This is a genomic window from Streptomyces sp. NPDC019224, from assembly GCF_040632605.1.
Classification (GTDB): domain Bacteria; phylum Actinomycetota; class Actinomycetes; order Streptomycetales; family Streptomycetaceae; genus Streptomyces.
Genome location: NZ_JBEYCF010000009.1, coordinates 144,562 through 162,602 on the forward strand (window position 1 = coordinate 144,562; position 18,041 = coordinate 162,602).

At 69.2% G+C, this 18,041-nt stretch carries 15 protein-coding genes and 1 pseudogene; 8 read left to right on the forward strand and 8 right to left on the reverse strand.

Going from position 1 to position 18,041, the window contains the following annotated elements; genetic code table 11:
- The first annotated feature begins 30 nt into the window (after positions 1 to 30).
- Positions 31 to 1,026: an ATP-binding protein gene (locus ABZ564_RS08535; RefSeq protein ID WP_360851633.1), complete on the forward strand. Its 996-nt coding sequence runs from the start codon at positions 31 to 33 to the stop codon at positions 1,024 to 1,026.
- A gap of 109 nt (positions 1,027 to 1,135) precedes the next feature.
- On the opposite strand, the pseudogene ABZ564_RS08540 reads toward ABZ564_RS08535, so the two are convergent.
- A pseudogene (locus ABZ564_RS08540) lies at positions 1,136 to 2,323 on the reverse strand (hypothetical protein).
- Positions 2,324 to 2,719: 396 nt separating this feature from the next.
- Here ABZ564_RS08540 and ABZ564_RS08545 point away from each other — a divergent pair.
- The 6 genes from ABZ564_RS08545 to ABZ564_RS08570 all read left to right on the forward strand — a co-directional run bounded on the left by ABZ564_RS08545 (position 2,720) and on the right by ABZ564_RS08570 (position 11,278).
- Positions 2,720 to 5,500, forward strand: coding sequence for a SulP family inorganic anion transporter (locus ABZ564_RS08545; RefSeq protein ID WP_360851726.1), 2,781 nt, complete (start codon positions 2,720 to 2,722; stop codon positions 5,498 to 5,500).
- 231 nt (positions 5,501 to 5,731) lie between these two features.
- A complete protein-coding gene (gene acs, locus ABZ564_RS08550) occupies positions 5,732 to 7,729 on the forward strand; it encodes an acetate--CoA ligase (protein WP_360851636.1) in 1,998 nt (665 codons plus the stop codon).
- Between the two features lie 240 nt (positions 7,730 to 7,969).
- A complete protein-coding gene (gene nhaA, locus ABZ564_RS08555; protein WP_360851639.1) occupies positions 7,970 to 9,376 on the forward strand; it encodes a Na+/H+ antiporter NhaA in 1,407 nt (468 codons plus the stop codon).
- Between the two features lie 39 nt (positions 9,377 to 9,415).
- Positions 9,416 to 9,946 (forward strand): phage holin family protein, encoded by a 531-nt coding sequence (locus ABZ564_RS08560; RefSeq protein ID WP_360851642.1) that lies wholly within the window; start codon positions 9,416 to 9,418, stop codon positions 9,944 to 9,946.
- Positions 9,943 to 10,968 (forward strand): alpha/beta hydrolase, encoded by a 1,026-nt coding sequence (locus ABZ564_RS08565; protein WP_360851645.1) that lies wholly within the window; start codon positions 9,943 to 9,945, stop codon positions 10,966 to 10,968. The genes ABZ564_RS08560 and ABZ564_RS08565 overlap by 4 nt, the downstream gene beginning before the upstream one ends.
- Before the next feature lie 106 nt (positions 10,969 to 11,074).
- On the forward strand, positions 11,075 to 11,278 hold the full coding sequence (locus tag ABZ564_RS08570) for a hypothetical protein (RefSeq protein ID WP_360851648.1): 204 nt from the start codon (positions 11,075 to 11,077) through the stop codon (positions 11,276 to 11,278).
- 36 nt (positions 11,279 to 11,314) lie between these two features.
- Here ABZ564_RS08570 and ABZ564_RS08575 read toward each other — a convergent pair whose 3' ends face one another.
- From ABZ564_RS08575 to nth, 3 genes are all read right to left on the reverse strand, one after another.
- On the reverse strand, positions 11,315 to 12,520 hold the full coding sequence (locus tag ABZ564_RS08575) for a MarP family serine protease (RefSeq protein WP_360851651.1): 1,206 nt from the start codon (positions 12,518 to 12,520) through the stop codon (positions 11,315 to 11,317).
- Between the two features lie 88 nt (positions 12,521 to 12,608).
- Positions 12,609 to 13,430, reverse strand: a complete 822-nt coding sequence (locus tag ABZ564_RS08580; protein ID WP_360851655.1) for a CoA pyrophosphatase — start codon at positions 13,428 to 13,430, stop codon at positions 12,609 to 12,611.
- A 62-nt stretch (positions 13,431 to 13,492) separates the two neighbouring features.
- Positions 13,493 to 14,461 carry an endonuclease III gene (gene nth, locus ABZ564_RS08585; RefSeq protein WP_360851658.1) on the reverse strand — a complete coding sequence of 323 codons (969 nt, stop codon included), beginning with the start codon at positions 14,459 to 14,461 and terminating at the stop codon, positions 13,493 to 13,495.
- Between the two features lie 253 nt (positions 14,462 to 14,714).
- On the opposite strand from nth, the gene ABZ564_RS08590 reads away from it, so the two are divergent.
- Complete coding sequence (locus tag ABZ564_RS08590; protein WP_014046869.1) at positions 14,715 to 15,389, forward strand: Crp/Fnr family transcriptional regulator; 675 nt, start codon at positions 14,715 to 14,717, stop codon at positions 15,387 to 15,389.
- Positions 15,390 to 15,455: 66 nt separating this feature from the next.
- Here the strand turns inward: ABZ564_RS08590 and ABZ564_RS08595 are convergent, their stop codons facing one another.
- From ABZ564_RS08595 to ABZ564_RS08610, 4 genes are all read right to left on the reverse strand, one after another.
- Entirely contained in the window at positions 15,456 to 16,286 is an 831-nt protein-coding gene (locus tag ABZ564_RS08595; protein WP_360851661.1) for an MBL fold metallo-hydrolase, read from the reverse strand.
- Positions 16,283 to 17,212 carry an NUDIX hydrolase gene (locus ABZ564_RS08600; RefSeq protein WP_360851664.1) on the reverse strand — a complete coding sequence of 310 codons (930 nt, stop codon included), beginning with the start codon at positions 17,210 to 17,212 and terminating at the stop codon, positions 16,283 to 16,285. Before ABZ564_RS08600 ends, ABZ564_RS08595 begins: the two co-directional genes overlap by 4 nt.
- Before the next feature lie 145 nt (positions 17,213 to 17,357).
- The gene (locus tag ABZ564_RS08605; protein WP_360851667.1) at positions 17,358 to 17,828 is read right to left on the reverse strand and encodes a RidA family protein; all 471 of its coding nucleotides are present in this window, start codon (positions 17,826 to 17,828) and stop codon (positions 17,358 to 17,360) included.
- Complete coding sequence (locus tag ABZ564_RS08610; protein WP_003991873.1) at positions 17,828 to 17,986, reverse strand: DUF4177 domain-containing protein; 159 nt, start codon at positions 17,984 to 17,986, stop codon at positions 17,828 to 17,830. The genes ABZ564_RS08605 and ABZ564_RS08610 overlap by 1 nt, the downstream gene beginning before the upstream one ends.
- Positions 17,987 to 18,041: the final 55 nt, after the last annotated feature.

The window sequence follows — 18,041 nt, forward strand, 5'->3', positions numbered from 1 at the left end:
AAAGCAATGGATCGACTACCCTAGGTGAACATGAAGATCGCTTTCGTAGGGAAGGGCGGCAGCGGCAAGACCACGCTGTCCTCGCTCTTCATCCGCCACCTCGCCGCCAATGAAGCCCACGTCGTCGCGGTGGACGCCGACATCAACCAGCACCTCGGAGCCGCGCTCGGCCTCGACGAGGACGAAGCCGCGGCGCTGCCCGCCATGGGGGCGAAGCTACCTCTGATCAAGGAGTATCTGCGCGGCAGCAATCCGCGCATCGCCTCGACCGAGACGATGATCAAGACAACGCCGCCGGGCGAGGGCTCACGCCTGCTGCGCATTCGTGAGGACAACCCGATCTTCGAGGCCTGCGCCCGCACGGTCCGGCTCGACGACGGGGACATCCGCTTGATGGCGACGGGGCCGTTCACCGAATCAGACCTCGGCGTGGCGTGTTACCACTCCAAGGTCGGCGCGGTCGAGCTCTGCCTCAACCACCTCGTCGACGGCCCCGATGAGTACGTGGTGGTCGATATGACCGCTGGTTCGGACTCCTTCGCCTCAGGGATGTTCACCCGCTTCGACATGACTTTCCTCATCGCCGAACCGACCCGCAAGGGCGTTTCGGTCTACCGCCAGTACAAGGAGTACGCGCGGGACTTCGGCGTGGATCTGAAGGTGGTCGGGAACAAGGTGCAGGGCGAGGACGACCTGGAGTTCCTGCGCGCCGAGGTGGGCGACGACCTGCTGGTTACCGTCGGCCACTCCGACTGGGTGCGGGCTATGGAAAAGGGCCGCCCTGCGCGCTTCGAACTGCTCGAGGCCGACAACAGGATGGCTCTTCAGACCTTGCAGAACGCGGCGGAGGACTCGTACGAGCGGCGGGACTGGGGTCGTTACACGCGTCAGATGGTCCACTTCCACCTGAGGAACGCGGAAAGCTGGGGAAACGAGAAGACCGGGGCCGACCTTGCCGCCCAGGTCGACCCGGCCTTCGTGCTGGACGAGCGCCTCACTCGCGCCGAGGCCGCTCAGCCTGCTTGAGCGACCGATGCTTCCGGTGGGCCGCGCGGTATTGCCGTGTCCTCGGTGAACGCACCGGAGGGCGCCGGGCACATTCCCTGCCCGGCGCCCGGGATCACGGACCGGGCCCCTAACGGCCGGCCGGATTCCCTGCGGCTGCGGCAGGTGCCTCCGAGGCCTCCTGGTTCTGGCCCGCGCCCGTCTCGAGGAAGGCGGGCCAGCCGGCCTTGGGCTCCTGGCCGACCTTCAGCGTTCGGAGCGTCGCCAGCGTCGCCGGGTCCTGTGCGTCGAGCCAGTCCGCCAGTTGCCTGAACGAGACGCAGCGCACGTCCGCCTTGGTGCAGACCGTCGCGATCGTCTCCTCGATGGCGCGCATGTAGGTGCCGCCGTTCCAGGACTCGAAGTGATTGCCGATGATCAGCGGTGCGCGGTTGCCGCCGTACGCGCGGTCGAAGGCCTGGAGGAGGCCGTCACGCATCTGGTTTCCCCAGAATTCGTGCTTGTCCGGGTCCCCTTGCGTTGTCCCGGACTAGTTGAACATGAAGTTGTAATCCATCGAGAGCGTCTCGAAGTCTCGGCCCGGCACCGGGACGAGCTGCATGGAGAGGCCCCAGACGCCGTTCTTCTTCGGTCACACCTGGTCGTTGACGCCACTGGAGTCATAGCGGAATCCCCTGGCGCGTGCCGCCTCCACCATGTTCTTCCGGCCCTCCAGGCAGGGGGTTCGGCCGCCGACGAGTTCCTTGTCGTAGTCGAAGGGCAGCGATTCCTCCCCCTTGAGGACGGGGGCATTCGTCTTCCAGCTCTTCACGAAGGACTTCGCCTGGCTGATCTCGCTCTTCCACTCATCGACGGACCAGGTGCCGACGCCCCCGTCCTTGCCACAGAAATGGCCGTTGAAGTGGGTGCCGATCTCACTGCCTTCCCGCCAAGCACCGCGGAGCTGGGTGAGGGTGTCCCGGATGCCCTCGGTGTCGTTGAAACCGATGTCCGAGCTGCCGGCGTTGTGCCTGGGAGGGTCGTACTGGGTCCGCTTCCCCTCCGGCAGCAGGTACACACCACTGAGGAAGTACGTCATCGAGGCGTTGTACTTCTTGCCCACCTCACGGAAGTGGGAGAAGAGCCGCTGACCGTCCTCCCCGGCTCCGTCCCACGAGAACACCACGAACTGCGACGGCTTCTGCCCAGCTGCCAGGCGTTGTGCACTCGGCTGCTCGGGCTGAACGCCTGTGAACGCGGTGGAACCGTCACCAATGGCCCGGAACACTGACTTGGGCGCCGCTTCCGCAGCCTTCTTCTCTCCTGCGACGCCATTCACGGCTCCGAGACAGGCGGCCCCCGATCAGGAGTCCGCTCCCGAGCACCCGGCCGCTCCCGCCACCAGCGCCACGGTCACGACGCCCAGGGCGATCCTTTTCGCGGTGGCCATCATCCGCCCACCTCTTTCTCGCAGGTAGCCTGCGCCGAGTGCCGGCACGGTGCGGCCAAGGTCGCACGCACTGCCGAAATGCCAGTGCGACAGATCGAATGAAAAGCTGCTTATTCACCGGAATGGGTGACTAAAGGGACCATTTGCCCTCAACCCTGGACGCAGTTCTTTACTCTCCATTACGGTCTATTTACCGAGAGTTGAGATATCCCGCCGCTGCATGCCGTGACCCACGGCCGCGTCACCGAGTTTCGCGACCGCGCCGCCCAGGAGGAGACGGGAAATATGTCTGCCTGCGTACCTACTCGCCACGACCACTCATCACGCAGTTCGCGCCCCTCCCGGTCTTCGGGAGTCAAGCGACCGCACAGCCCGCCCCCGCGCGGCGGGCGATTCCGCATCGCGGGCGCCGACGTATCGGCATCCATCACTGTCTTCCTGCTCGCCATCCCCATGTCGCTGGGTCTCGCAGTCGCCATGGGTGCACCTCTGGAGGCGGGCCTCATCTCCGCCGCGATCGGCGGCATCGTCGCCGGACTCCTCGGCGGGACGCCGCTCCAGGTCTCCGGCCCGTCCGCCGGACTGACCGTGGTGACAGCCGAGACGATCCAGATCTACGGCTGGCGCACCACCTGCGCCATCACCATCGGAGCGGGCCTGCTTCAGCTCGCGCTCGGCTCCCTACGTGCAGCCCGCAGCGCCCTCGCCGTCAGCCCTGCCATCGTCCACGGCACGCTCGCCGGTATCGGCGTGGCCATCGCACTCGCTCAACTGCATATCGTTCTGGGCGGTACACCACAGAGCTCCGCCATCTCCAACGTCCTGCATCTTCCCGATCAGTTGGCACGTGTCAGTCCTGCCGCTCCGCTGATCGGCGCGCTCACCGTATCCATTCTCGTCCTGTGGCCATTGCTGCCAGGACGAACCGGACGGCTTCTGCGTCGTGTCCCGGCGGCCCTGGCCTCCGTGGGCCTCGCCACGGCCGTGGCAGCGTGGGCGGCACCGTCGATCGCCCGGGTCGATCTGCCCTCCTGGCGCTCGCACGCCCTGCCCGAAATGCCTCAGGGACCTGTGCTCGGTCTGGCTACCGCTGTGTTCACGATGATGCTGGTAGCCAGCCTGGAGTCGCTGCTCGCCGCTGTCGCCGTGGACAAGCTGGTCGCCGACCGGAACCGTTCACGCTCAGCCGACTCCCCTGCCGGGTCTGGAGAAGTACGGGGCAACGCGACAATCGATAAAGGCGAGTTGAGCCAGCACAGCGCCCCCTTCACCACTGCGGTGGCACCCGCCCCCGAAGCCACCGCCCCTGCCGATCACAGCCGGTTCACGCCGCCACTCAAACGCTCCGACCTGGACCGGGAGCTACGCGCACAAGGCATCGCCAACGCGGTGTCAGGCCTGCTGGGCGGCCTCGCGGTCTCCGGCGGGGCCGTACGCAGTTCGGCGAATGTGAGAGCCGGGGCGACCAGCCGCGCCTCCACCGTGCTGCACGGTGTGTGGATCCTGCTCGCCTCCGGCCTGCTCGTCACAGCCCTGGAGCGCATTCCGCTGGCGGCCCTGGGCGCGCTGGTGATGATGGTCGGCCTGAAGATGGTGAGCCTCGCCCACATCCGCAACGTTCACAAGCACCGGGAATTCCTCGTGTACGGCGCGACAATCGCCGGCGTGCTGGTGGTCGGCGTCCTCAAGGGCGTGGCGATCGGGATCGCTGTCGCGGTAGCTGTCGCCCTGCACCGACTGGCCAGGACCCGGATCTCGGTGTCCGAACATAACGGGCAGCATCTCGTGGTGGTGCGCGGCCAGTTGACGTTCCTTGCCGTGCCACACCTCAGCCGCGTGCTGGGTCGGCTTCCCCAAAATAGCGATGTGGTAGTCGAGTTGGACGGCTTCTTCATGGATCACGCCGCATACGAGACGATTCAGGACTGGAGCAACGCCCATACGGCCCACGGCGGACAGGTGGCTTTCGCCGGCCGATCAGGCGGCAGGATCGCCGAGCCCGCCGCAGCGGCTCACTCCTGCTGTCGTCCGTGGACTCCATGGCGCAACCATCACTGCCACGACCAGGCCGAGCACGCTCCTCCCCCGCCGTCCACCGGCAATGGGCCACATTCCGTACTCAACACCGGCACCGCAACAGAGCCCGTCACAACCAAGGGCTCAGGCGCAGGAAGTCACACCCCCACCCCGCCACACACCGACAGCGACTCCACCCCGGAGCCGGCCCCGCCGCTCCCGCAGCCCTCACCTCTCTCACAGGCCGCACACGCCACACAGGCAGCCCCCGCATCACACGTGGCGCCCTCCCCCCAAGCTGCCTCTCCCCGACCACACACTTCCGCCGACCGGCCCTCGCGGGCCGGCGGTGAACACCGGCTGGTCAGGGGTCTCAGCTCGTTTCAGCGCGACACCGCACCCCTGGTCCGTGGGGAGCTTGCGCGGCTCGCCAGGGAGGGGCAGCGTCCCTCACAGTTCTTCATCACCTGCGCGGACTCCCGCCTGGTGACGAGCATGATCACGGCCAGTGGCCCGGGTGACCTGTTCACCGTGCGCAACATCGGCAATCTGGTGCCGCCCCCGGACGCCGAGGAGGGCGATCACTCGGTGGGGGCCGCGATCGAGTACGCGGTGGACGTGCTCGGCGTCGAGTCCATCACCGTCTGTGGCCACTCGGACTGCGGCGCGATGAACGCACTGCTCGAAGGCGCATCGGATGCCCCGGACACGTCGCTGTGGCGCTGGCTCCGGCACGGGCTCCCCAGCCTGGCCCGGGTGACCTCGACCGACAACGCGCGAGCCCGGTTCTCCGGCCGGCTGCCCGCCGATGCGATGGAGCAGCTCTGCCTGACCAACGTGGTCCAGCAGCTCGACCATCTGAGGGCTCACCCATCGGTGGCACGACGCATCGCCGACGGCACCCTGCAGCTCCACGGCATGTACTTCCACGTGGCCGAAGCCCAGTCGTATCTGCTGACCGAGGGCGGGAGCGCCGAGAGCGGAACGGCTGAGGTGTTCGACCCGGTCGCACCCGCCCACCCGGCCGAGTTGGCACGTACGGGCGCCTGAACCACAAGCCCCCCGGACCCGTGAGACCTAGTGATCCCGCTTTCGCGCTCCTCTGCACCACCTGCAACGCTCACCGCGGCGACGAGGCGCCACAGCCCGAACCGCCACACCGGCTCCGTGCACCACCGCGCCACCCCGGCATGGAAGCGGGATCATGCCTCTATACACGAGACACAGGTCTAAACCAATTCCTGGCAGACACTTGTCACCCGGCCTCGGGACTGATGAGCTATGCCCCAGGACACAACGGACACCCTGGGACTGGGAGAAGTCGTGAGCAACGAGAGCCTGGCCAACCTGCTTCGGGAAGAGCGGAAGTTTGCGCCGCCTGCCGAGCTGGCCGCGAACGCCAACGTCACTGCGGAGGCGTACGAGCGGGCCGAGGCGGACCGGCTGGGTTTCTGGGCCGAACAGGCCCGCCGCCTGACCTGGGCCACCGAGCCGACCGAGACCCTCGACTGGAGCAACCCGCCCTTCGCGAAGTGGTTCGCGGACGGCGAGCTCAACGTCGCGTACAACTGCGTGGACCGGCACGTCGAGGCGGGCAACGGTGACCGGGTCGCCATCCACTTCGAGGGCGAGCCCGGCGACAGCCGCGCGATTACCTACGCGGAGCTGAAGGACGAGGTCTGCCGGGCCGCGAACGCGCTGGCCGAGCTCGGTGTCGGCAAGGGCGACCGGGTCGCCGTCTACCTCCCGATGATCCCCGAGGCCGCCGTCGCGATGCTGGCCTGCGCCCGCATCGGCGCAGCGCACTCGGTCGTCTTCGGCGGTTTCTCGGCCGATGCCATCGCCGCCCGTATCCAGGACGCGGACGCGAAGGTCGTCATCACCGCCGACGGCGGCTACCGCCGTGGCAAGCCCTCCGCACTCAAGCCCGCCGTCGACGACGCCGTCGCCCGGATCGACGGCGTCGAACACGTCCTGGTGGTTCGCCGCACCGGCCAGGACACCGCGTGGACCGAGGGCCGCGACGTCTGGTGGCACGAGATCACCGGCCGCCAGTCCGCCGAGCACACCCCCGAGGCGTTCGAGGCCGAGCAGCCACTGTTCATCCTCTACACCTCGGGCACCACCGGGAAGCCGAAGGGCATCCTGCACACCTCCGGCGGCTACCTCACCCAGGCGGCCTACACCCATCACGCGGTGTTCGACCTCAAGCCGGAGACGGATGTCTACTGGTGCACCGCGGACATCGGCTGGGTGACCGGGCACTCCTACATCGTGTACGGGCCGCTGGCCAACGGCGCGACGCAGGTGATGTACGAAGGCACCCCCGACACCCCGCACCAGGGGCGCTTCTGGGAGATCGTGCAGAAGTACGGCGTCACCATCCTCTACACCGCGCCCACCGCGATCCGCACGTTCATGAAGTGGGGGGACGACATCCCCGCCAAGTTCGACCTGAGCAGCCTGCGCGTCCTGGGCTCGGTGGGTGAGCCGATCAACCCCGAGGCCTGGGTCTGGTACCGCAAGCACATCGGGGCCGACAGGTGCCCGATCGTGGACACCTGGTGGCAGACCGAGACCGGCACCATGATGATCTCGCCGCTGCCCGGCGTCACCCACACCAAGCCGGGCAGCGCCCAGCGCGCCCTGCCGGGCATCTGCGCGACCGTCGTCGACGACGAGGCCAACGAGGTCCCCGACGGCGGAGGCGGCTACCTCGTCCTCACCGAGCCGTGGCCCTCCATGCTCCGCACCATCTGGCGCGACGACCAGCGCTTCCTCGACACCTACTGGTCGCGCTTCGAGGGCAAGTACTTCGCCGGCGACGGCGCCAAGAAGGACCAGGACGGCGACATCTGGCTCCTCGGCCGGGTCGACGACGTCATGCTGGTCTCCGGGCACAACATCTCCACCACCGAGGTCGAATCCGCCCTCGTCTCACACCCCGCGGTCGCCGAGGCCGCCGTCGTCGGCGCCGCCGACGAGACGACCGGCCAGGCCATCGTCGCCTTCGTCATCCTCCGCGGCACCGCCACCGCCTCCGACGAGCTCCTCGCACAGCTGCGCAACCACGTCGGCACCACCCTCGGCCCCATCGCCAAACCCAAACGCATCATGCCCGTCGCCGAACTGCCCAAGACCCGCTCCGGCAAGATCATGCGCCGCCTCCTGCGCGACGTCGCCGAAAACCGCGCCCTCGGCGACGTCACCACCCTGACCGACTCCTCCGTCATGGACCTCATCCAGACCCAACTGCCGTCGGCCCCCTCCGAAGACTGACACCGAGAACTCGGCTCGAAGGGCCTCCAGCAACCGAAGGGCATCCGGCAGCGTGCCGGGTGCCCTTCGGGCATTTAAGGTGAAGATCACCACTCCCCCGCCCCACCCCCACCCCCCGCCATTACAGTGGCAGCTGATCTACAACAAGACAGGAAAATCTCCACAGGGGTGCCGGGAAGTCTGGTCGGCAAGTGCATCAGCCATGCCATCGCTGCCGTACCGACCCGGAGGTCTCCCCCCGTGGCCCCACCCACCCCCGCTCCCAACGGCCCGCGTCACACCTTCCTGGGGCGGCTGCCGCTCCCCGAGCGCAACTACGTCGCCGACGCCCTGCGCACGGAGACCGTCGGTGGTGTCCTCCTGCTGGTCGCCGCCGTGGCCGCACTGGTGTGGGCGAACACCGCCGGTTCGAGCTACTCGGCCGTCAGTCACTTCCACATCGGGCCCGAAATCCTCGGGCTGCACCTCTCCGTGGAGCACTGGGCCGCCGACGGTCTGCTCGCGATCTTCTTCTTCGTCGCGGGCGTCGAACTCAAACGTGAACTCGTGGCGGGCGAGCTGCGCGACCCCAAGGCCGCCGCCCTCCCCGTGGCCGCCGCGCTCTGCGGCATGGCCGTCCCAGCGCTCGTCTACACGCTGGTGAACGCGCTCGGCGACGGTTCCATGGACGGCTGGGCGGTTCCCACCGCCACCGACATCGCCTTCGCGCTCGCCGTTCTCGCTGTCATCGGCGCCTCGCTGCCGGCCGCGCTCCGGGCCTTCCTGTTGACGCTCGCCGTTGTGGACGACCTCTTCGCGATCCTGATCATCGCCATCTTCTTCACCGAGGACATCGACTTCCTCGCGCTCATCGGTGCCTTCCTCGGCCTGGGACTCTTCTATCTGCTGCTGCGGCTTGGTGTGCGCGGCTGGTACGTCTACGTACCGCTCGCCGTTGTCATCTGGGGACTGATGTACAACAGCGGCATCCACGCCACCATCGCTGGTGTCTCCATGGGGCTGATGCTGCGCTGCACCCGGCGCGAGGGCGAGGACCACTCGCCCGGGGAACACATCGAGCACCTGGTGCATCCCCTGTCGGCGGGCTTCGCCGTGCCGGTCTTCGCACTCTTCTCCGCCGGTGTTTCCCTCTCCGGCGGCGCGGTGGCCAGTGTGTTCGACCGGCCCGAAACGCTCGGGGTCGTCCTGGGACTCGTCGCCGGCAAGGCGATCGGCGTCTTCGGCGGTACGTGGTTGACCACCCGGCTCACCAAGGCCGAGCTGAACAAGGAGCTGGCCTGGGCGGACGTCTTCGCGATCGCCACACTCGCCGGCATCGGCTTCACCGTGTCACTGCTGATCGGGGAGCTCGCCTTCGCCGGTGACGACGACATGATCAACGAGATCAAGGCGTCGGTTCTGCTCGGCTCCCTGATTGCCGCCGTACTCTCCGGTGTACTGCTCAAACTCCGGGTACGCAGATACAGGGCGCTGTCCGACGCCGAAGAGCTCGACGAGGACGGTTCCGGAGTACCGGACGTCTACGAACAGGACGACCCGGCGTACCACCTGAGGATGGCCGCGATCTACGAGGAGAAGGCGGCCGAGCACCGCCGCCTTGCCCGACTGGCGGGGGGAGCGAGCAGCAAACCGGACAGTCCGGCATGATCTGACATCGGACGTGTTGAACAGGAGAGGGAGTCAGGGATGAGCGACCCCGGCAATTACGCGGGCAGCGCCGACCGCAGTCTCGGCCAGCTGGTCGCAACGGCGACGGCCGAACTGTCGGCGCTGGTGCACGACGAAATCGCCCTGGCCAAGGCCGAGGTACGGCAGGACGTCAAACGCGGCGTCATCGGCAGCGTGGCGTTCATTGTCACGGGCGTGCTGATCCTGTTCGCGATCCCGGTGCTGAGCTTCGCAGCGGCGTACGGCATCCACAACCTGGGGCTCGGCCTCGCCTGGTCGTTCCTGATCGTGGGCGGCGCGTTCATCCTTCTGGGCATCCTGCTCGCGCTCTTCGGCTACGCGAAGATCAAGAAGGTCAAGCCGCCGGAGAAGTCCATCGCGTCCGCCAAGCAGACCGCCGCCGTCCTTCAAGGCGTCAAGCCGCACCCGCGTCCGGAGATCGCCGCCGACGTGATCCTCCCAGTGGGCGGCAGCACCCGCGCGGACCGGGCCATCGAAACCGCTCCGGTCCAGGACAAGACCTCGGCTGTGGCACGCTCGTCCACATGACCGTCCCCGATTCCAGCGCATTCGGCCCCCTGGGCCCGGACGACCGGGCGGGCCGCGAAGGGCCCGCCGGCCCGCCGGGCCCCGCGCCCGCGCCGTTCCCACCGGCCGGGGGCCCCGTCCGCCTCGACGGTCCCTGGACCCACCGGGACGTCGCGGCGAACGGCGCCCGCTTCCACATCGCCGAAATGGGCGAAGGGCCGCTGGTCCTCCTCCTGCACGGCTTCCCGCAGTTCTGGTGGACATGGCGCCACCAGCTGCCCGCGCTCGCCGAGGCCGGGTTCCGGGCCGTGGCGATGGATCTGCGCGGCGTCGGCGGCAGCGACCGCACGCCCCGCGGTTACGACCCCGCCAACCTGGCGCTCGACATCACCGGCGTGGTGAGGTCGCTCGGTGAACCGGACGCCGCCCTGGTCGGCCACGACATGGGTGGCTACCTGGCCTGGACGGCCGCCGTGATGCGCCCGAAACTGGTGCGCCGACTGGTCGTCTCCTCGATGCCCCACCCGCGGCGGTGGCGCTCCTCGATGCTCTCCGACTTCGGGCAGTCCCGGGCCGGCTCGTACATCTGGGGCTTCCAGCGGCCATGGGTGCCGGAGCGTCAGCTCGTCGCCGACGAGGCGGCCTTGGTGGCGCGGTTGATCAGCGACTGGGCGGGCCCGGGCAAGTCGGAGTTTCCCGACGAGACGACCCTGGGCGTCTACCGGAGCGCCATGTCCATCCCCTCGACGGCGCACTGCTCGATCGAGCCGTACCGCTGGATGGTGCGCTCGCTGGCGCGCCCGGACGGCATCCAGTTCAACCGGCGCATGAAACGGCCCGTTCGGGTACCGACGCTGCATCTGCACGGTTCACTCGATCCGGCGGTCCGCACCCGCAGCTCCGCCGGGTCCGGCGAGTACGTCGAGGCGCCCTACCGTTGGCGACTTTTCGACGGTCTGGGTCACTTCCCCCATGAGGAGGATCCGGCCGCGTTCTCGGCCGAACTCATCAACTGGCTCAAGGACTCCGAACCCGATCGCTGATTCCGTGGGCACGCACGTCCTACGAACAGCCACGTGCCTGACGCATAGGCCAATTGGCTGACGGATAGGCGGTTACGGACCATGAGGCACGGGCAGACGTCCGGGTATGGGCTGGACGCACGACTTCGGTGACGCAGCACGCAACCGTCGCTCGACCGCCACGGCGGTTCCGGGCATTCATGAGGGGGACGGCCTCCAGGGCCGGGTGCACGCTTTGCAGGTCATGCATGATCCTCGGGTCGGCATCTCACGCATCCTCCGCCGCCGGGCCCGCTGGGTCTCGGCGCGGCTTCGCCATCCCCGCAACTGACGCCCCCCGGGCCCGCAAGGGCCGCCCACGCCCCTCTTAGAGCGCGCACCCCTGGCTGTCGACCTGCTGGTTGGCGGTACGGCCCTGCGTGATGTCGTCGCGGATCTCGTCCGCCGTCAGCGCGTAGCCGGTGTCCGGGTCGTCGAGCGACTTCGCGAACACGACCCCGTACACCTTGCCCTCGGGAGTCAGCAGCGGGCCGCCGGAGTTGCCCTGGCGGACCGTGGTGTAGAGCGAGTACACATCGCGGCGGACCGTGCCCCGGTGGTAGATGTCGGGGCCGTTGGCGTCGATGCGGGCCCGGACGCGCGCGGAGCGTACGTCGTACGCGCCGTTCTCCGGGAAACCCGCGACAATGGCGCTGTCGCCCGTCTCCGCGTCGCTCTCGGTGTCGGCGAACTGCAGCGGCCTCACGTCGAGGTCCGGGACGTCGAGTACGGCGATGTCGCGCTGCCAGTCGTAGAGGACGACCTTCGCGTCGTACAGGCGTCCCTGGCCGCCGATCTGGACGGTCGGCTCGTCGACGCCGCCGACGACGTGGGCGTTGGTCATCACCCGGCGGTCGGAGAATACGAACCCCGTGCCTTCGAGGACCTTGCCGCAGCTCGGAGCCGTACCCACGACCTTCACGATGGACTGCTTGGCACGCGCGGCGACGGGGCTGCCGACCAGCGCCGGGTCGGGGGCCCTGACCTCGGTGATCGGTTCGTTGGCGAACGGGCTGAAGACCTGTGGAAAGCCGTTCTGCGCGAGGACCGACGAGAAGTCCGTGAACCAGGTGGACGCCTGGGGCGGCATGACCCGGGAGACGCCCAGCAGAACCGAGGAGCTACGGACCTCCTTGCCCAGCGTCGGCAGCGAGGTGCCCGCCAGGGCGGAGCCGATCAGCCAGGCGACCAGCAGCATGGCCACCACGTTGACCAGGGCGCCGCCGGTCGCGTCCAGGGCACGCGCGGGCGACCACGTGATGTGGCGGCGGAGTCTGTTCCCCAGATGGGTGGTGAATGCCTGGCCCACCGACGCGCACACGATCACGATGACGACCGCGACGACGGCTGCGGTGGAGGACACCTCCGAACCGTCCGTCATCTGGTCCCACAGGACCGGCAGTAGGTAGACGGCGACGAGACCGCCGCCCAGGAACCCGATCACCGACAGAATGCCGACGACGAACCCCTGGCGGTAGCCGATGACCGCGAACCACACGGCACCGGCCAGCAGCAGGATGTCCAGCACGTTCACCGTCTATAGCCTCGCAGATTCGTCACCGGGCCCGTACGTCTCCGTGGTCCGGGCGGGCCCGGAGCGGCGGAACACGGAAGTCAGCCTGTCATGCGCGCCAGTCGAGCGGCACCTGCCTGGCCCTGTCCCACGGGCGTTCCCAGCCCGCGAAGTGCAGAATCCGATCGATCACCCCGGCCGTGAACCCCCAGACGAGTGCCGATTCGACCAGGAATGCCGGGCCCCGATGGCCGCTGGGGTGAACGGCCGTAGCCCGGTTGGCGGGATCCGTGAGATCCACCACGGGGACCGTGAAGACCCGCGCCGTCTCCCCGGGGTCGACGACGGAGACCGGACTGGGCGTACGCCACCAACCGAGGACGGGTGTCACCACGAAGCTGCTCACCGGGATATAGAGCCGGGGCAGCACGCCGAAGATCTGCACTCCACGCGGATCGAGGCCGGTCTCCTCCTCGGCCTCCCGCAGAGCGGCCCTCAGCGGCCCGGTCGTCGCCTGGTCGCCGTCCTCCGGGTCGAGCGAGCCGCCGGGGAAGGACGGCTGCCCCGGATGGGAACGCAGGCTTCCGGCTCGTTCCATCAGGAGGAGTTCGGGGCCGCGCGCGCCCTCGCCGAACAGGACGAGCACGGCGGACTGACGCCCAGCGCCGCTCTCGGGCGGCAGGAAACGGCTGAGCTGCTGCGGCCGTACGGTCCGCGCGGCGCGGGCGACAGGGTCGAGCCATTCCGGCAGCCCTTCGGCCGAGACGTTGACCGGGAGGCCGGCGCCGGTCGCGTCGGCCGTCACGACGTCCGTACGGCCGCCGCGCGCGCCGCCGCACTGTTCCGCCCCGTGGCGTTCCGCAGCAGCGCGTTCCCTGCTGCCGTACTGCTCCTTGGCATGCTGCTCCGTGCCGGATTCATGCGTCTTCATGGGCACCCCTCCGTCTCACAACGCCTGTCGTCCCACGATTCGTTCCGCAGCGGCGGTCCGCGTCAGTCGGCGCCCAGGGGAGGTGCCGGGCTCCCCGGGTAGTCCGACGGCGGGTTCAGCCGCTGGCCCGGCCGGCCGCCCATCTCGTACTTCAGGAGCTTGCGGGCCTTCTCCGGGTCCGTCTCGCCCTCACCGTACGAAGGACACAGCGGGGCGATCGGGCAGGCGCCGCAGGCGGGCTTGCGGGCATGGCAGACGCGGCGTCCGTGGAAGATGACGCGGTGCGAGAGCATGGTCCACTCGCTCTTGGGGAAGATCGCCGCGATCTCCGCCTCGACCTTCTCGGGGTCCTCCTGCTCGGTCCACTTCCACCGCCGGACCAGTCGGCCGAAGTGGGTGTCGACAGTGATTCCAGGGACGCCGAAGGCGTTGCCGAGAACGACATTGGCCGTCTTGCGGCCGACACCCGGCAGCTTGACGAGATCCGCGAGCCGTCCCGGCACCTCGCCGCCGAAGTCGTCCCGGAGCGCGGCGGACAGGCCCAGCAGCGACTTCGCCTTTGCCCGGAAGAAACCGGTCGGCCGAATGAGCTCTTCCACTTCCTCCGGAACGGCGGCGGCCATGTCCTCGGGAGTGGGATAGGCGGCGAAGAGGGCGGGAGTGGTCTGGTTGACCCTCAGGTCGGTGGTCTGAGCGGAGAGAACCGTGGCCACGAGCAGTTCGAACGGATTCCGGAAGTCCAGCTCCGGGTGGGCGTACGGGTAGACCTCGGCGAGCTCGCGGTTGATCCGGCGGGCACGGCGGACCATGGCCAGGTGCGACTCCGGCCGCCCCGGCTTCTTCTTCGGCGCTCCGGCCACGGACTCCCGGCTCTCCGTGGTGCCGGTCCCGGCCGCCTCGGCCGTATCCGGCTTCGCTCTCCTGGCCGATCCGGAGCCGGCGAGCCCGGCGGGTCGGCCCTTCGCCGTCCCGGGCCTGCTCTCCGCCGTCTTCTTCAGGTTCTCCCGGCCACCCGCACCCTGTTCGCCCACAGCGGAATCACGGCCCTCCGACACCCCATCAGCCCCCTTGGCCTGCGCTCTCACCGGCATTCTGGACACCCGGCCAGCCTAGAGCCCGCCACTGACATTCGCCCCGGTCACCGATGATCCGCCCCCAATCGGCCCCCTGCCGTACCCCTCGGCACGCGCGTGCGTCAAACTGGTTTGTGATTGATCGCACTGTTTTACCGTCCGGCATGATGGGGACCACGGTTCCCTGAACAGGCCGACAAGGAGAGAACTCGTGGACGACGTTCTGCGGCGCGCCCCGCTTTTCGCGGCGCTCGATGACGAGCAGGCCGCGGAGCTCCGCGCCTCGATGAGTGAGGTGACCCTCGCGCGCGGCGACGCGCTGTTCCACGAGGGTGACCCTGGCGACCGCCTCTATGTGGTCACCGAGGGCAAGGTGAAGCTCCACCGCACCTCCCCCGACGGTCGCGAGAACATGCTGGCGGTACTCGGCCCCGGCGAGCTGATCGGCGAGCTCTCGCTCTTCGACCCGGGCCCGCGCACCGCCACCGCCACCGCGCTGACCGAGGTCAAACTCCTCGGCCTCGGCCACGGCGACCTGCAGCCCTGGCTCAACGCACGCCCCGAGGTGGCCACGGCCCTCCTGCGTGCCGTCGCCCGGCGTCTGCGCAAGACCAACGACCAGATGTCCGACCTGGTCTTCTCCGATGTGCCCGGCCGTGTCGCCCGCGCCCTCCTGGACCTGTCCCGCCGCTTCGGCGTCCAGTCCGAGGAAGGCATCCACGTGGTGCACGACCTGACGCAGGAGGAGCTGGCCCAGCTGGTCGGCGCCTCCCGCGAGACGGTCAACAAGGCCCTCGCCGACTTCGCCGGCCGCGGCTGGCTGCGGCTGGAGGCCCGCGCGGTGATCCTCCTGGACGTGGAGCGGCTGGCCAAGCGCTCGCGCTGACCCGGCACCGTACGCCATGTGTGAGGGGTCCTGCCGGTACCGGCAGGGCCCCTCACACATGCGCCGTCAGATCAGCCCGTGATCGGCCAGGTACTCCAGCTGCGCCCGCACCGACAGCTCGGCCGCCGGCCACAGCGAACGGTCCACGTCCGCGTAGACATGGGCCACCACCTCGGACGAGGTCCGGTAGCCGGATTCCACCGCCGTCTCCACCTGGGCCAGCCGGTGCGCACGGTGGGCCAGATAGAACTCGACCGCGCCCTGGGCGTCCTCAAGCACCGGGCCGTGCCCGGGCAGCACCGTGTGAACCCCGTCGTCGACCGTCAGCGAACGCAGCCGCCGCAGCGAGTCGAGGTAGTCCCCCAGCCGCCCGTCCGGGTGCGCCACCAGCGTCGTCCCACGTCCGAGGACCGTGTCCCCCGTCAGCACCGCCCGGTCGGCCGGCAGGTGGAACGACAGCGAGTCCGCCGTGTGACCCGGCGTCGGCACCACGTACATCTCAAGGCCGCCGGTCGTGATCACATCACCCGTGCCGAGCCCCTCGTCGCCGAGCCGCATCCGCGGGTCGAGCGCCCGCACCTTCGTACGGGTCAGCTCCGCGAACCGTGCCGCCCCCTCCGCGTGGTCGGGGTGGCCGTGGGTGAGGAGGGTCAGCGCGATCCGGCGGCCCGCCCGCTCGGCGGTGTCGATGACGGCGCGCAGATGGGTGTCGTCCAGCGGGCCCGGGTCGATGACCACCGCCAGGTCGGAATCGGGCTCGGCGACGATCCACGTGTTGGTGCCGTCCAGCGTCATCGCCGAAGGGTTGGGCGCCAGGACGTTGACCGTACGGGTCGTGGCGGGACCGGACAGCACACCGCCGCGCGGCTGTCCGGGCAGTGCCCCGGCGTCGCTCATGCCGCACCGCCTTCCGTGGCGTCCGTTTTCCGCCCGCTGCGCGTTTCATCCGTAACGGCCGTGGAAACGCGCTTGGTGAACTCCTCGTGCCCGGGCCAGCTCAGCACCAGCTCGTCACCGTCCAAACGGGCCTGCGCGAGTACGGGGGTCAGGTCCTGGTCCGATGCCGCCTCCAGCACCTGCGCCGCGGTGGCGTACGGCCGGAGCGTCCGTAGCGTCGCCACGGTCGGCGGCATCATCAGCAGCTCGCCCCGGTCGTATCCGTCGGCCGCGTCGCCCGGCGTGATCCACACCGTGCGATCAGCCTCCGTGGAGGCGTTCCGGGTGCGCTGGCCCGTGGGGAGCGCGGCGGCGAAGAACCACGTGTCGTAGCGGCGCGGTTCGAACTCGGGCGTGATCCAGCGTGCCCACGCGCCGAGCAGATCCGAGCGCAGCACCAGGCCTCGCTGTTCCAGGAACGCGGCGAACGACAGCTCCCGGGCCACCAGTGCCGCGCGATCGGCCTCCCAGTCGTCGCCCGTGGTGTCGTTGACGACGGTGTCCGTCGTCGGCCCGGCGAGCAGCACCCCGGCCTCCTCGTACGTCTCGCGGACGGCCGCGCAGACGATCGCCTGCGCCTCGGCCGACGTGCCCACACCCAGCCGGTGCGCCCAGGTCTCCAGCGTGGGTCCGGCCCAGCCGACGAGCCGGTCGTCGTCGCGCGGGTCGACACCGCCACCCGGATAGGCGTACGCGCCTCCGGCGAAGGCCATCGAGGTGCGCCGGCGCAGCATGTGGACGACGGGCGCGCCCCCGGTGCCGGTGGCGTCGTCCCGCAGCAGCATCACGGTGGCCGCCCGCCGGGGCACGGCGGGCCTCAGCTCGCCTGCCGCGAGGGCCCTGATCCGACCAGGCCATTCCGGGGGGTACCACTGACCATTGGACATGGCCGGAGGCTATCCGGAACCGGGACGATGTTCGAGGGTCCCCCGGTCCGTACATGCCCTGTACACAAATGCCCTCCGCCCCCGGACACGGATGATCCCGCCCGGTCGTGACGACCGGACGGGATCAGGGTCTGGAGGAGGCGGGTCAGGCTCCGGTCAGCTCGACCTGGATCTCGACCTCGACCGGCGCGTCCAGCGGCAGCACCGCGACGCCCACGGCGCTGCGGGCATGGACACCCCTGTCGCCGAGGACCTCGCCCAGCAGCTCGCTCGCGCCGTTGATCACGCCGGGCTGGCCGGTGAAGTCGGTGGCCGACGCGACGAAGCCGACGACCTTCACGACCCGTGCGATCCGGTCCAGGTCGCCCGCGACCGACTTCACGGCGGCGAGGGCGTTCAGTGCGCAGGTCTTCGCCAGCTCCTTGGCCTCGTCGGGCGTGACCTCGGCGCCGACCTTGCCGGTCACGGCGAGCTTGCCGTCCACCATGGGCAGCTGGCCGGAGGTGTACACGTACACCCCGGACTGCACGGCCGGCTGGTACGAGGCCAGCGGCGGCACGACGGCCGGCAGGGGCAGCCCGAGCTCGGCGAGCTTCGCCTCGACGGTGCCCGCCACTACTGCTTCTCCCGCTTCAGGTACGCCACGAGCTGCTCGGGGTTGTTCGGGCCGGGAACGACCTGGACCAGCTCCCAGCCGTCCTCGCCCCAGGTGTCCAGAATCTGCTTGGTCGCGTGCACGAGAAGGGGCACGGTCGCGTATTCCCACTTGGTCATGGCCCGACTGTAATGCCTGCACAATCCGGGGCACGCGCAGCCTCGTGCGTAGCCT